The following is a 16,009-nucleotide window of genomic DNA, read 5'->3' on the forward strand; positions in this document are numbered from 1 at the left end:
TTTGAATCTACGCAGCCGCACCAAGCAATTCAACTTCTGCCAGTAGGGCAGCAAGCAGAATGGTCCTGCCAGAATCGCTGAGCTCAAATTCGTTTTCTTCATCAGGGCCAACAGATAATTCTATAAATTCAATCAGGTCGTGTTGTGCACTGTGCTCGTAATAGTGGTCCAGCACAGAAGCCAGATCCTTTTTGTCATTGATGATTTCCCATACGGAATCTTCTGTTTTTTCAATTTGTTCAAGGTCCGGATTGGGCAATGGTCCTGACTTCCTGTAACTGTCATAGATCACTGCAAACAAAAATAGGAGATAATCCATCTCATCATCCGTCAGGGATTCTGCATTGGATCCTGCCAACACGTCAAGCAATTCCTGATGGTCGTTTTCCAGGGCTTCAAATGCATCGTCAACATCTTTGCTCTGTGACTCAAACCTGGCAATGGTTTGGTCGATGGTTTGTGTGGTGATCATATTTTTAATTTCAAGTCTTTATAAGCCCAAAGATATAGACAAGCTGTCGAACGGTAAGGTTTCCACCGATGAGAAATCTGCTCCATTTTTAATTTTAAGGCCTTTTTTTCTTCTTTGAGACGATAAATCTCCACAAGCGCTGTCTGGATTCCATAATCATCTAAGGCAAAGACATCTTCCCGCCCCAGGCAAAAGATCAACACCATTTCCACAGTCCACCGGCCCACACCTTTGATGGCTGTTAAAGATTCAATGATTTCTTCATCTGACAGGTCGTGGAACATTTCATCTTTCAGCTGGTTGGTATTAAAATGCTCTGCAATATTTCGGATGTACTGAGCTTTTTGGTTGGACAGTCCACAACTTCTTAAAGTCTCATGATCAGTTTTAAGCAGATCTGTGGTAGCAGGAAATTCACCTCCGAATAATTCCAAAAAACGTTTCAAGATTACACGTGCTACTTTGGTGGACAATTGTTGGCTGATAATAGAGCTAACTAAGTCCTTCATGACCTGCCCATCAGGATTTTGGTTAAAAATTCTTTCCTCTGGAGTCAGCAGAATGATTTTTTGCATCCTTTTGTCTTTTGACAAGATATCAAGAATTTTTATATTAGAATTTTTCATATATTTGCTGAATTATAAGCTAAATATAATGAAAACTTTTGCCACTGTCTTCTTGTGTTTCATGTTCAGTCTTGGAGGATATAGTCAAAATTGGAACATGTCACAATGCTTTCGTTATGACGATCCCAACCTGCCATTTCGCGGGCCGGTGGCCTACAATGATGTATGGGGTTATGTGTGTCCCTCAGGGGAGGAAGTGGGCATTATAGGTACAGTAGACAGTATTTTCTTTTTTGAAATTGCGGGTTCCTGCAGCGGAAGTTTACGAAAAATATTTAGTTTCAAGGGAGGGGCTTCCTCCATTTGGAGGGATATCAAAACCTACCGAAATTATGCCTACACCACCGCAGATGAAGGAACAGAGGGGTTGCTTGTTTTTGATCTGGAAGATGCACCTGACTCCATTGCATTTATGGGAAGGGATGACAGTACTTTTCATCGGGCGCACAACCTGTATGTAGATACCACCACCGGGCATTTGTACATTGCGGGTGCCAGCCTGAATAATGTGGGGATCAGTCTGATCATGTATGACCTCAATCCGGATCCAAGTCACCCTCAGCTGATTAAAAAAATCAGTTTGCCGGGTGGATACGTGCACGATGTGCATGTACGAAATGATACCGCTTTTGCTTCTCACGGATATTATGGATTGGGAATTTATGCCATTCACCCGAATGGTAATTTTACTGAAATTTCATCCATCACCAATTATCCACAAAAGGGATACAACCACAGCAGCTGGGTGACCCGCGATGGAAAAAATCTGGTATTCGCAGATGAGACTCATAACATGGGCTTAAAAATTTACGAGCTTAACGACATCAGCAAACCTAAGTTGGCCAGCATCTTTCGTTCAGCACTTTTAGCACCTGGGGACACTGCCAGTATCGTGCACAACCCATTTATCAAAGACGATTATATTTATTTGGCCTACTACCATGATGGCGTTCAGATATTCAACATGGCTGACCCTAAGAATCCATACAAGGTTGCTTATTTTGATACAGAACCAAACAATACAGATTACTCGGGATATCAGGGATGTTGGGGTGTATATCCCTATTTACCTTCCGGAAGAGTAATTGCCACCGATATAGCAAATGGTTTTTTTGTAATCAATGTGGATATTTTACTTGCTTTGAATGATGTCAAACTGGAAGCAAATGCTGAGCAAGATGGCATCATGTTGCATTGGGATATTTTGGCTGACCAATCCAGCACAACTTCAGGTATTGAGTTGCAGAAAAGTACGGATGGGATAACATGGGAAGGAATGTACGGATTAGGTGATCATGAAATGTCTGCAAGTTGGATGGATCATACCCCCATCGAAGGTCAGAATTATTACCGTATATACTGGACAGAAAATGGTAATGAAAAATTTTCAGATCCGGTTAGCGCCCTTTGGTTTAAAGAAGAAACACAAGGTTTAATTTATTTGATTGGTGACGAAATCTATGCGCAACAAATGCATGCAGCAGAAATTGAAGAGTTGAAAATTTATAACCTCGATGGCAGATTATTGGAATCAGTCATTCAACCCTCTTTTCCGGTAAAAATAAAACATGCGATACCGGGTACTATGCTTTTATTGGAAATAAAAAAGACCAACGGCGAAAGCGTTTTCACCAAAGGTTTTTACAAATAAAATTTTCAAATACTATAATTTTCTAATTTTCAAATTTTCACATTCTCTAATTTTTTTAGCTTCCCAGCTTGAAATTTACGTTATGCTTAAATAGCACTGGATCATATTTACGTTGTGTTTGACAACCCTTGTTATTTCGAGCTTCCCAGCTTGAAATTTACGTTACGCTTAAATAGTACTGGATCATATTTACGTTAGTTTGACAACCCTTGTTATTTCGAGCTTCTTAGCTTGAAATTTACGAGAAGTTTAGCAGGGACTATTTGTAATCTTCATTATTAACACATTTTCAAATTTTCTAATTCTCTAATTCCCTCATTCTCTCATTCTCTAATTCTCTAATTCCCTCATTCTCTAATTCTCAAATTCTCTTACTAGCCGCTTTCGCGGTGCCTTCACTTATCGTGCTGTCGCACGATACTCTGCTGAAGCAGAGATCGTTCAGTTATCTCTATTTCTCTAATTCCCTCATTCTCCCATTCTCTAATTCTCAAATTCTCTTACTAGCCGCTTTCGCGGTGCCTTCACTTATCGTGCTGTCGCACGATACTCTGCTGAAGCAGAGATCGTTCAGTTATCTCTAATTCTCAAATTCCCTCATTCTCCCATTCTCTAATTCTCAAATTCCCTCATTCTCCCATTCTCCCATTCTCTAATTCTCAAATTCTCTTACTAGCCGCTTTCGCGGTGCCTTCACTTATCGTGCTGTCGCACGATACTCTGCTGAAGCAGAGATCGTTCAGTTATCTCTAATTCTCTAATTCCCTCATTCTCCCATTCTCTCATTCTCTCATTCTCTCATTCTTTTTTCCTTATTTTTGCAAAAATTTCAAAGATGAAATACGTTTTTAGTTTGCTTACCATTGCGCTACTTATCGCCTGTAATCCACTGTCCAAACACCGTGAGGCCATTGAAGCCCTCAGTTCAGAATGGCAGGCCATGGCCGTAAAAGTTCACGAAGGTGACAGCTCGGTGGCAGCTTCACACGAGACGGTTAACTTCCTGAAGGATAATTTCACGCAGGCTGCCGGTAACACAAAACTCAAGAAGGCAGAGTTGGATTACATTGAAGAGATGAGACAGGCTTATCAGGCCCAATTGGATGGATTATCTAAAATGATCGAAGACAAAGGGCCGTTCCTTCAAAAATGGGAAGAGCATACTCAAAGGCTTAAGCTGCTTACCGAGGGTCTTAAAGCCGGAAAGTATGAGGGCGATGCCGCCAAGGAAATCGAACAATTGCAAGCTTTCCTCATCGAGGCTACTGAAGTGACAGAGAATTGGATCAAAAGGTCTGAGGGAGCTAAAACAACTGCCCTCACTGCTTACCGAAACGTGTTTCCGTTTTTGCCTAAGCAATAACAATATCAGGCGTTTAACACGCAAAGAATAATTTGGCAAAAAGTCTTTGCCGGGCAACAAATTATGCTGCACAGCGGTCTTCGTAAAGAAGATGAGCCGTTTTATCATAAAATTGCCATATGCAAATTTGTAATTTTACCTACCTTGTATCCCTTAACAAAAAGTAAGCTTTATGCCAATCAACAGTCCTTTGTTGCCTTATTCCGGGCCGTTCAACAAACCGGAGTTGCTGCACCTGCTGAGACGTACCCAATTGGGCGTGTCTAATGCAGATTTGAATCATTTTAAAGGAAAATCACTGAATCAGGTGGTAGATGAGTTGCTGACTTTCGGAACTACTGTTGCACCACCGGTGAAGAATTATTCTGCCAGAGTAAATAACTTGCCGGATCCCACTGCCCTCGATACAGAAGTTCAGCTAGGCCAGACCTGGGTGGACACTCCTATCCGAAACCAAACCACCAATCCGGATGGCTCACGCAGAGAAAGCCTGAAAGCCTGGTGGATGGGACTCATGCTGGGGCAGGAGCGCAACCTTCGCGAACAAATGGTCCTTTTTTGGCACAATCATTTTTCCACCGAGGCCAACGAAGTAGGGAATGCACAAATGTCCTATCGCACAAATAAACTTTTCAGGGAAAATGCTACCGGCAATTTCAGAGATTTTTTATTCAAGATCACTCTGGACCCGGGAATGCTGAAATACCTGAATGGATATTTGAATAAGGCTACAGCTCCGGACGAAAATTATGCACGGGAACTTCAGGAGTTATTTTGTGTGGGGAAGGGTCCCGGATCAGGATATACAGAAGATGATGTAAAGGCAGCAGCCAAAGTACTTACCGGATGGAGTCTGATCACCCAGGAAGGAACCCCCGCTGTTCCAGTAACACCATACACTAAAGAAAATTTAAACAACCACGACAAGAAGGATAAGGTTTTTTCAGCTTTCTATGGTAATAAAGTCATTAAAGGGGTGGCCACCCCTACCCGGGCTACTATGGAAGCAGAGATCAGGGAATTGATAGACATGATTCTTGCAGTGGACGAGACGTCCAAGTTTATATGCCGCAAATTGTATACCTATTTCTGTTATTACGAAATAACACCGGATGTAGAAGTTAATCTGATCGAACCACTGGCAGAAGTTTTTAGAAACAGCAACTACGACCTCAAAGTATTGTTGAAAGCATTCTTTACCGCAGATTATTTTTTCAAACCTGAATTAAGAGGTGCCATGATCAAAAGCGGAATGCAGTTTGTCATCGCCAAGACCAAAGTATTTGGTTATCAAATACCGGATGCTTCCAAATTTGAGGCACAATATTATTATTGGTCTGTATTCAAAAACTATGCACGCAACATGGGCCAGGATATCATGGATCCACCCAACGTTGCCGGTTGGCCTGCTTACTATCAGGTGCCGCAATTTCATGAAATGTGGGTCGACACAGCCACCTATCCGGAGCGAAAAAACTTTTACGAAAACATTAGTAAAAACGGTTTGAACTCCGGTACTTTTTACTATCAGGACGTTAGTAAAAATGTAAAAGTTACAGTAGATTTTGTTGCTTTTGCCAAGCAGTTTTCCGTACCGGAAAATCCCAATGTGCTGGTTGCAGAAGCATGCGAATTATTATTTGGGGTACCTGTATCCCAGGCAATCAAAGATCAGCTCAAGACAAGTTTTCTTTTGGAGAATCAAAGCTCGGATTATTATTGGACCGAAGCCTGGCTGGAGTATATTAACAATCCGGCAACCACGGATCCTGAAGCCAAGCGAGTTCCGACTATGTTGAAGAATTTATTTCTGGACATGGAATCTGCTGCTGAATTTCATCTTTGTTAACTCACCTCCTCAAAAAAATTAAAATGAAAAGAAGACAATTTATACAATCTGTACCGGTCGCAATTGGTGGAATGTCCGTTACAGCATATGCCAACAGCCCTCTGTTGTCGGCACTTACGGCTGCGCTTTACGAAACAGACCGAGTACTCGTAATTGTTCAGCTCAACGGAGGTAATGATGGATTGAATACCGTTTTCCCATTGGATCAATATGCAACTTTGGCAAAACACAGAGCCAATTTATTGATGCCGGAATCAGATATTCTGGTTTTAGGTGGAACCAACGGTGCCACAGGTATTCATCCCGCGATGAATAAATTTAAAGAATTATACGACGAGCAAAAATTATCGGTGATACAGTCTGTAGGTTATCCTTCCTTCAATTTCTCCCACTTCAGGGCAACAGATATTTGGATGACGGCCTCCGATTCAAAGGAATTTTTGAACAGTGGTTGGGCAGGCAGATATCTCAATTATGAGTTTCCAAATTACCCGGTGGGATTTCCGAATACGACCATGCCGGATCCATTGGCCATACGAATAGGGGGGAACGTACCCCTTGGATTGCAGAATATTGGTGTCAACATGGCCATCTCGATCAACAATACCAACGACCCGTTAAACCTTACCGGATCGATTTATAAGGATCCCGCCACTTCCGATTATAAAGGCAAAGAATTGCTTTACTTGCGTGAAGTTCAACGTCAGACAGATAAGTTTGGGGATGCGGTTGCAGCTGGAGCCACCAAAGGAAAAAATCTTTCCACTTTGTACCCGACGGGCAGTGCGCCAGGAGCGTCATTGGCCAATGCCTTAAAAATTGTTGCCAAGCTTATTTCTGGCGGATTGAAAACCAGGATTTATTGGGTGAGTACAGGAGGTTTTGATACACACTCCAATCAGGTAGTAGGAAGTGACCGAAAAACCGGAAATCACGCCAACCTCCTCAAAGGGGTGGCAGATTCCATCCATGCGTTTATGGACGATGCCAAACTGCTTGGATTGGAAGACAGGATTGCCGGAATGACCTTTTCTGAATTTGGCAGGAGAATCATTTCCAATGGATCGGTAGGTACTGATCATGGGGCAGGGCAGCCGATGTTCCTGTTTGGTAAGAAGGTCGTGCCGGGCGTCATCGGTAAAAATCCAACCATTGATCCCAATGCTACGGCCAACTCTAATATTCCAATGCAGTATGATTTCAGATCGATATACGCCTCCATCCTGAAAGACTGGTTCTGTGTGCCACAGGAAGATTTGCAAAGTGTGTTGCTGAAGAATTTCCAGGCCTTACCGCTGTTTGATCCTTCTGGCTGCATTCCGACCAGTGTGCATGATGAAAACAATAAAGCAGGAGAGAATCTTCTCTATGCGTATCCAAACCCTTTCACGGAATCTACTACCGTCAAGTTTGAAACCAAGGGAGATCACACCCTGGTTCAGATTTTTAACAATCAGGGTGTGTTGATGCAGACGCTGTATGATGGGGATTTGGCTCCGGGTAAGTACGATTTACCTTGTGACCTTGGGCAGGCTCCTGCAGGAATCTATTATGCCAGAATACAGAATGGTAAACTGCAACAGGTAAAAGCCATTCATAAAGTTCGCTAATAAGGAAGATTTCAAGAAAGCTGGAGAAAGGGAACCTGCGCGAATTGACTTTTTTAGCATTTTGCTCAATGGAAATAATGGAGGCTCATTGGTAAAATGCGGCTTACTTGAAGGATTTGTTCGGCAGGCCTCATGTTTATTCGTGGAATCTAATCGATATGGTCGTTGATGAGAATCAATGGTTAGGATGACTTTCACCACAGGTGGTTTGCAGGATAATGATTAGCTTTGGGTCTTTAAACCAAGAATTATGAGCTACAGCGATAAAAAAGTGATAGGTGTCTGGATAGATCATTTACATGCCTACATCATCGGAACACCGGATCTAAAAAATGAAGGTGAATACGATGTCCTCAAAAAGATTGAATCTCATTTTAATCCCTCCAACGGTAAAAGCGAAGGAGTGATGAATCACAAGCATTCCAACGAGTTGAAAAAGCTCTACAAAGAAGTTGGAGAGCAAGTATCTCAGGCAGATGCTGTATTTATCATCGGCCCGGGAAAAGCTCAGGAAGAATTAAAGAATTTCCTACAGGAAGACAGGCATTTTCAAGCCAAAGAAATTGAATTAGGTACTGCCGATCATCTCAGCATGAATCAGATGGTAGCTAAGATAAGAACCCATTTCTTTCATAATTAATCAGACTTAAGCAATTTTAATTGCTCGAGTTGTTTTTGATTTTTATTTAGACACTAGTTGTAAACTTTGTCTAGGAAGGGCAATTATATTTTAATAGAAAACAGTATTAGGCCACAAGCTCTTGACAGAGGAAATTTATAATTTGCAGGTTCTCATGAATCTGCACATAGAGCTGCAATGATTTATTCCCTATTTGGAATCAGCAAGATTAACCGTATCAATCCACATGAATGGCTAAAAGATATTTAAAGTCGCATAAAGAACCATTCCATTAATCGAATCGCAGAGTTATTGCCTCATGATTGGAAGTCTCTACAGGAAAAGGCAGATAGTTGGACGGATACGATAAAAAGGCCACTCCCGACCTCGAAAATATATTTCCCCTTATTATAAATAATAAGTATGATCCTTATTTTACTATGTTTTAATTAAATTCTGTTTTTGTCAAAAATAAACCTTCAAATATTTGGCACATTTGTTATATTTACAAATCTTTTTTTAATTCCAAATTACATAAATATTATATTTTTGAAATCATTCAACAAGTTTATTAGAGGGAAACTAGTATTTATTATTTTAACTTTATTTTTTTTTACACAATGTTATAAAGAAATTAATACTTTTTCTCAACCAAGTAATAGGGAATTAGCTCACGCAAAACACTTATTTTCAGAATGGAAAAACAATTCTAAAGAATTTTCTTCCAGTACTTTGTTAATGCAAAGAACTGATACTTTAATATATGATAGTTATAACAAGACACCGGATTGGTCAAATGCTGTTATTTATTTTGATAATAATAAAAAGCAAACAGTAATAGAAGTGCCAATTCTACAAAACATTCAAAGTGCATATTATTATGAAGATCAGGATAATACTTCAGATACTACATTTAGCTCAAATCAGAGATCATTAGTTATTATTCAGGATTCTTCTGGTTATTATTTTTTGGCCGTATGCAATATAATTCCAAACGAGAATTATGTAATTGAAGGAGGTATAAATTCAAATAACAATTATAGAACTAAAGAAAATAGTTTTGATGGTGTAGTATTCTATACAGATTGGGATGATTACATATTAGAAGGCTATAAGTTTACAGATGGAGAATGTAGCGCAATCATTGACAGTATTATACATGACTCAAATGACACTGTTAATATATTAAGACCTCGCACTGATCCTTGTTTTATCATTCAAATTTGCGAGAAGATTTGGGTTCAATGTGGTCCTTTTACTTTTGGGGAATTACAACCAAGAGAATTTTGTGAACATATTTATTGTCAAAATTTTATAGTTTGTCCAGAAACTTTAAATAGTAGTGCAAATGGAAAAGGAGGTTACCGAGGAACAAGCGGATTAAAAAATGGCTGGAATAATTCGGGGAATGGAAACTCCAATGGAGGCGGAAATAGTGGAGGTTTAAATCTAGGCCATTTTAAAGATGATTGTGGAGATAATCCAGGCTTCTCTAATGAATTATCGGGTATAATTTCAGAATGTAATACAATTTTTAAAGGCAATTACCCATTGTTTAAAAAATGTCTTACTACTGCCTTATTTAATTACGGTGAAGAAGTTAATCCTGAATGTGTACTTGAAGCTTTCGAGTTAGATAATGAAGATTGTATAATGAATTCCCCTGGTCTCTATGCTAAAATAGTTGAATTGTTAAAATCTAATATTAGTTCCGCATGTGATCCTACTAAGTCAGTCTCGGAAATCATTAATGAATTGACGGATGAAGCATGCTCTCAGTCTGGAGACCCACTGGATAATATTGAAGAGAAATTAGCTAAGGGGGATTATATTAAAGAAAGTCCTTCATTTAAAAGTGTTCCTCGGTTGAAATGTCTTTGGGAAAAATTGAAAATTTCAGGAAGTTCATTGTATTGCAATACATTTGATGACTTTGAAGATAAAACCAAGCATACTTTAAAATTATGGGTTCAAGATGTAGTAGATGGAAGAGCTGAAACGGTTCCTGTTGGTAATGATATACACATTATTATTGATTGGGAAGAGATTAAAAATGAATGTGATATCCAGATTATCACAACTTTATTGCATGAAGGTTTACATGCCTTTATAGAAAATTTATATCTGGCAGCTAACAAATATAATAAAAATATTGATGATTATTTTCCTAATTATCAATCATATTTGAATCAATATGGACCAAATTATGGTATCGCTGACCATGAATATTTGGCTGCCCATTGGATTCAAAAAATTGTGGATGGATTAAAAGATATTTATGGTAATACATTTACAGATGGTGAGTATTTGGCTTTTGCATGGCAGGGGCTTCGAAATACAGATGCTTGGGCAAGTTTTTGGGCAAATTTGTCAAATACCCAAAGAAACCAAATCAATACAAACTTGACTAGCGGATTATCCAAATGTACTAAAACATGTTTATAATATTTATTTTACTTCTACTAACAAGTTGTCAAAAACCCACCACCGCCATCTATGTTAATGAGCATAGCCAATTAATTTTTCAAAAGAATGACAGTTTATTTATTTCTAGTTTTCCTTTAGGTTTTATAAAAATAAATAATTTTTCAAATCCTAAAACCATAAAGGTTCATTCAACGGATATAGGTTGTGATGATTTAGAAGGTGATACATACAACATTGAATTGACAATTTCAAAGATGAATAATTCATTTTTACTTCAATTTAATGATACTTGTGCTGAAAATTCGAACCATTCAGGGGAATATTCTCAATTGATTTTAGAGCCAATTAAATGGGATTCGCTTAAAATTCATTTTGTACACAGCGAAGAATATGATGTGATTGTACATCGTGATAATATCAAGAAGTTATCTAACAATAATAATTTATTGGATTTTGATTCAGAAATTTTACTTTTTTTTAATGATAAACTTAATAACGATAAACGTTATACTCGATCAATAGAAGTTCCGGAAATTATAATGTTCCATAAGGGTTTAGTAATTAAAAAAAAGAGACGAGGATATATACCTAACTATTTAAGCAATATTAAAAAGCTAAGTTATTCTAAATTTAATTATAATTAATATTGATAAAAATTTAATTATTTTTATTTGTGATGGAAAGCATAATTCAAAATAATGTTGTCGCACTTAAATTTTCCTTCCTACTCTCCATATAATTCTGCATCTACTTGACTATCTCCATTACTGTCAAAGCCTGAAACTTTGATATTGACTTTCAAATAGGAATTGGTTCCTGTGGTACCGAATTGATCCTGTATGTAAATGAGACCATGCGTTCCGCGGTGACCCATTTTGGTTTTGACCGCTATAACTTTACCTGTTAGTGTAATTCATGATTCTAGCCTGTCTTTGAGTCCGGGTGTTTGTTGAATGACAGCGGGCAATAGTTTATAGTCTTTTATTTTATCGTATCCGTCCTACAAACTGCCACATCCCATGGTTCCTATGGATAATAACTATGTGCAAAATAAGTAGGTCTAAGTAAGTATTTGAGAAAATGTAGGATGGCTACAGGAATAGAAATTCAAACGCATTGAATGGTTGAATCAAATTCATAACAACAAGGTAATTGTTATGAGTTATGATGAACTCATATTTTCATTCACCATGTATGCTTTACACTAAAACAATCTTGTCAGACGATAAGACTTCATCTTTAAAATTATCCTTTGCCATTGATTTTGTAGTGAACACCCAATTCATCCAATTCAGAAAACAATTCTCCGCTTGCAGTTACTTTTCTCTTTATACCCAGAAATGCCAGGCTTAACTCTTGTTCGGTATCCAGAATATTGAATCGGATGATTTGATGTCCTTTGTGTTTTTTTAATGTTTGGTCCAGACGCTTGATCATGTCTTTGTTGACAGATCTAAGGTTGATGTACATCAACAACTTTTGGACAGTATATTCCAATGCAGAACTGAGCAGCATGATGTTCTCCACTTTAAAAAACCACTCATCGCTGTTGCGCCAGGTATCTTTACCGTAGGTCCCCTCTACCAAAATCGAAACACCCGGTTCCAGCAAATTTCTTTTGTTCCGGTAGAGTTCTTTATTCGCATTAAACGCAAAATTTCCATGGTAGTCCTGTAAAGTAAAACTCGCATATCCTTCGCCGGCTTTATTGGTCTTGTGCTGTACATTGCTGATCACACCCGCCAAACGGAGTTTGATGCCATTGGTTTCGTCTTTCTGATATCGTGGCAAAGCATCCAGTGTGCAACTGGTGGCATATTTAACCTCATGCTTGAAGTCATCAAGTGGATGAGCACTTAGATAAATACCCGCAACTTCTACTTCATGCTCCAGTTTTTCTATGCTGTTCCAGGGTTCTGCCTGTGGAGGTGAAGGGGGCATTACCTCCTGAGTATCGAATGCCCCGAATAAGGAACCTTGTGAATTGTTTTGTGAATTCTGATATTGCTGTCCCCAACGAATCATATACTCCACATAGGTATTGTACTTTTCGAAGGGGGCAAAGTATTGTGCACGGTGCACGCCTTCAAAACTGTCAAATGCACCTCCGTACACACAACTTTCGATGACTTTCTTGTTGGCAGACCGCGTACCCATGCGCTTGATGAAATCACCAAAATCTTTGAAAGGGCCGTTTTTTTCTTTTTCAATGATTAGCTCTTCTACCGGTCCTTCTCCGACTCCTTTTAAAGCCGACAATCCAAACCGTATTTCTCCTCTGGCATTTACGGTGAAATCTATTTCACTCTCGTTGATGTCAGGACCGAGTACTTTAATTTTCATCCGGTTGCATTCGTGCAGATAATGGCCTAGATCATCCATTTTATTTTTTTTGGACGTAAGCACCGCCGCCATGTATTCCGCAGGATAGTGGGCTTTCAGGTAGGCGGTCTGGAAGGCCAGGATGGAGTAGGCCGCCGCGTGGGAACGGTTGAATCCGTAAGAAGCAAATTTGGCCATCGTGTCGAAGATTTCCACCGCCTTGGTTTCTTCAATTCCTTTGGCAGTCGTCCTTTCTACAAATATGGATTTTTGCTTGTCCATCTCTTCCTTCTTCTTCTTTCCCATCGCCCTCCTGAGAATGTCTGCTTCTCCCAGACTGTAATCTGCCATGATCTGCGCAGCCTGCATGATCTGTTCCTGATAGACCATGATTCCATAAGTGGGACTGAGCAAATCTTTCATCCATTCATGGGGGTACACCACTTGAAGTCTGCCGGACTTCCGCGCAATGAATTCATCAATGTAATCCATCGGTCCCGGCCTGAAAAGTGCATTCATGGCAATGATGTCCTCAATATTGCCCGGCTTCAGATTCTTGAGATGTCCCCGCATTCCCTCGGATTCGAACTGGAACACACCGATCGTATTTCCCAATTGGAAGAGTTCCAGAGTGAGCGGATCGTCCAGCGGAATTTCCTTTATCTCCAGCTCAAAACCCTCCCCAAGCCTTCTTTTAATGATTTTAAGGGTATCGTCGATGATGGAAAGCGTAGCCAGACCAAGAAAGTCCATTTTAATCAATCCGGTTGACTCAATCACACTCCCTTCTACCTGGGTGACCCACAAGTCGGTATCTTTTGCAGTGGAGACCGGAATAAAATTCATGATGTCTTCGGGGGCAATGATCACTGCAGAGGCATGTACGCCTACACTCTTGACAGAGCCTTCCAGCTCTTTCGCAGTTTTCAATACTTCAGCTTCCAGTCCTGTGGACTGAAATATTTTTCTAAGTTCGGAGATTTTAACTTTTTCGTCCGGTGTAAAATCATCCGAAACCTGTTGTTCCAGATCCAGCAGGTTTTTTAAGTAAACGCCGGGTTTGGCGGGAACGAGTTTGGCAAGCCGGTCTGCGGATGACAGATCCAGTCTTTTGACTCTGGCTACATCACGGATGGAGGATTTGGCCGCCATGGTTCCGAAGGTGACGATTTGGGCTACCTGATTTCTTCCATATTTCTCTACGACATAGTTCAGCACTTTATCCCTGCCGCGGTCGTCAAAATCTATATCTATATCGGGCATGCTGATACGCTCCGGATTCAGAAATCGCTCGAAGAGTAAATTATATTTAATTGGATCAATGTCGGTGATGGTCAGGCAATAGGCAACGGCGGATCCTGCAGCTGATCCTCTTCCCGGGCCTACGCCTACTGAAAGTTTACGTGCAGCCTGAATGAAATCCTGAACAATCAGGAAGTAGCCCACAAACCCCATTTTCTCAATGACTTCAAGCTCAAAGTCCAATCGGGATTTTACCTGCGCAGTGATCGTGCCATAGCGCTTTTTCGCACCTTCATATACCAGGTGTCTCAGATAGCCGGCCTGATCCTGAAACTCAGCGGGAATCGGAAAAGCGGGTAGCAGAATGTCCCGCTCCAGATTGGGCGTATAGCATTTGTCAGCGATCTCCATCGTATGATCAAGCGCAAAAGGGACATCGGCAAACCGTTCAGACATTTGATCGTGCGTTTTGAAAAAATACTCCGGACTCGAAAATTTAAATCTCGATTCTTCATCAACGAACGAGTTGGTATTCACACACAAGAGGATGTCATGTGGTATGGAGTCTTTCTCTTCCAGATAATGGACATCGTTGGTCGCAATGACTTTGACATTGTATTTTTTGGCCAGTGCTAATAAATGCTGATTTACCTGTTCCTGGCTGATGCCAATTCCATCAAGGTCATCATTGCCATGCTGTCGCTGAATCTCTATATAAAAATCCTCCCCCAGAAGATTCAGCCACCATTGCAAGAGCCTTTCAGCCTCCTCCATTTTTCCTTTGATAATGGCTTGCGGAATTTCAGCCCCGATGCAACAACTGGTCGCGATGAGTCCCTTATGGTGAAGTTGGATAAGCTCTTTGTCTATCCTAGGAAATTTACCGTATAACCCTTCGATGTAACCCAGCGAACAAAGTTTGGAAAGGTTTTTATATCCTTCTTCATTTTTCGCCAGCAGGAGCTGGTGGAATCGTTCGTCTTTCTCACCTCCGGATTTTAGAAAAGATTGTTTACGCCTGTCCTCGACCATGTAAAATTCGCAACCCAGTATGGGTTTCAATCCATTTGCACGAGCCTCCTTCACGAAGGAGTAACATCCGAACATATTGCCGTGGTCTGTAAGGGCAACGGCTTTCATTTTATCGGCTTTTGCCTTAGCCATCATGGACTTGATGTCCGTAGCACCGTCAAGCAATGAAAACTGGGTATGGCAGTGCAGATGACAAAATTCAGGCATGGTGCGGTGGAGTCTTGGTGGGCTGCAAATTTACGGCAGTTTTAAGATATTTGGATTTATTTAATATCTGGTCAGGTATATTTAAGGGGATTAAGTAGAAACTAACCTCTTATTTAGCTGTATTAGTTAGATTCCAATGCCTCATATAGTTATCGAATGAGAATTTCAGCCCGGCCTTTTTCATTTTAGCTAAAACTGATTTAAAAAGCGTTTAGAACAAAATACTGTTTGAGCTCGCTTGCTGCTAAGCTAAAATATTTGTGACAGTAAGGCCAGGAGCTATTATGACTGTTTAAAGCGAGTTTATTTTGTTTAGCTTTTTAGATCAGTTTTAGCGTTAAAAAATGAAAACAGCCTTGATTTTTTTGGTTCTTTTTTGTATCAAGTTTATAACAGCGGCTCCGCTCTCAATCCTTTAAAGTAACTTGCGAGATGTAAAGCAGTGTTTACAAAAACCGTTTTTTGTTATGGTGCTCGCAGCCCCTTATCAAGTTTGGTAGTGTTCTTTGAATGACAATCCATTTTGGTGGTTCGCCTTTGGCGAAACCCCGTTTAAGAGCTTATACGATAATTACTCAGAACCTTAACA

The 16,009-nt window shown here is 40.0% G+C and carries 11 protein-coding genes; 7 read left to right on the forward strand and 4 right to left on the reverse strand.

The window, feature by feature from the left end; translation table 11 throughout:
* Positions 1 to 7 precede the first annotated feature (7 nt).
* Both IPJ53_04585 and IPJ53_04590 read right to left on the reverse strand, forming a co-directional pair.
* On the reverse strand, positions 8 to 472 hold the full coding sequence (locus IPJ53_04585) for a hypothetical protein (protein MBK7798368.1): 465 nt from the start codon (positions 470 to 472) through the stop codon (positions 8 to 10).
* Entirely contained in the window at positions 469 to 1,083 is a 615-nt protein-coding gene (locus tag IPJ53_04590; GenBank protein ID MBK7798369.1) for a DNA-3-methyladenine glycosylase 2 family protein, read from the reverse strand. The genes IPJ53_04585 and IPJ53_04590 overlap by 4 nt, the downstream gene beginning before the upstream one ends.
* Before the next feature lie 112 nt (positions 1,084 to 1,195).
* On the opposite strand from IPJ53_04590, the gene IPJ53_04595 reads away from it, so the two are divergent.
* From IPJ53_04595 to IPJ53_04625, 7 genes are all read left to right on the forward strand, one after another.
* Positions 1,196 to 2,749, forward strand: a complete 1,554-nt coding sequence (locus tag IPJ53_04595) for a choice-of-anchor B family protein (protein ID MBK7798370.1) — start codon at positions 1,196 to 1,198, stop codon at positions 2,747 to 2,749.
* An 835-nt stretch (positions 2,750 to 3,584) separates the two neighbouring features.
* Positions 3,585 to 4,112 carry a hypothetical protein gene (locus tag IPJ53_04600; protein ID MBK7798371.1) on the forward strand — a complete coding sequence of 176 codons (528 nt, stop codon included), beginning with the start codon at positions 3,585 to 3,587 and terminating at the stop codon, positions 4,110 to 4,112.
* Between the two features lie 172 nt (positions 4,113 to 4,284).
* On the forward strand, positions 4,285 to 5,961 hold the full coding sequence (locus tag IPJ53_04605) for a DUF1800 domain-containing protein (GenBank protein ID MBK7798372.1): 1,677 nt from the start codon (positions 4,285 to 4,287) through the stop codon (positions 5,959 to 5,961).
* Positions 5,962 to 5,984: 23 nt separating this feature from the next.
* A complete protein-coding gene (locus IPJ53_04610) occupies positions 5,985 to 7,571 on the forward strand; it encodes a DUF1501 domain-containing protein (protein MBK7798373.1) in 1,587 nt (528 codons plus the stop codon).
* 250 nt (positions 7,572 to 7,821) lie between these two features.
* Positions 7,822 to 8,211: a hypothetical protein gene (locus IPJ53_04615; protein ID MBK7798374.1), complete on the forward strand. Its 390-nt coding sequence runs from the start codon at positions 7,822 to 7,824 to the stop codon at positions 8,209 to 8,211.
* 441 nt (positions 8,212 to 8,652) lie between these two features.
* Positions 8,653 to 10,635 carry a hypothetical protein gene (locus tag IPJ53_04620; protein ID MBK7798375.1) on the forward strand — a complete coding sequence of 661 codons (1,983 nt, stop codon included), beginning with the start codon at positions 8,653 to 8,655 and terminating at the stop codon, positions 10,633 to 10,635.
* Positions 10,626 to 11,261: a hypothetical protein gene (locus IPJ53_04625; protein MBK7798376.1), complete on the forward strand. Its 636-nt coding sequence runs from the start codon at positions 10,626 to 10,628 to the stop codon at positions 11,259 to 11,261. The genes IPJ53_04620 and IPJ53_04625 overlap by 10 nt, the downstream gene beginning before the upstream one ends.
* A gap of 80 nt (positions 11,262 to 11,341) precedes the next feature.
* Here IPJ53_04625 and IPJ53_04630 read toward each other — a convergent pair whose 3' ends face one another.
* Together IPJ53_04630 and dnaE are read right to left on the reverse strand one after the other, a co-directional pair.
* Positions 11,342 to 11,491: a hypothetical protein gene (locus IPJ53_04630; GenBank protein MBK7798377.1), complete on the reverse strand. Its 150-nt coding sequence runs from the start codon at positions 11,489 to 11,491 to the stop codon at positions 11,342 to 11,344.
* A 371-nt stretch (positions 11,492 to 11,862) separates the two neighbouring features.
* Positions 11,863 to 15,420 (reverse strand): DNA polymerase III subunit alpha, encoded by a 3,558-nt coding sequence (gene dnaE / locus IPJ53_04635; protein ID MBK7798378.1) that lies wholly within the window; start codon positions 15,418 to 15,420, stop codon positions 11,863 to 11,865.
* Positions 15,421 to 16,009 lie beyond the last annotated feature (589 nt).

The sequence above is a fragment of the Candidatus Vicinibacter affinis genome (assembly GCA_016714365.1).
GTDB classification, from domain to species: Bacteria; Bacteroidota; Bacteroidia; order Chitinophagales; family Saprospiraceae; genus Vicinibacter; species Vicinibacter affinis.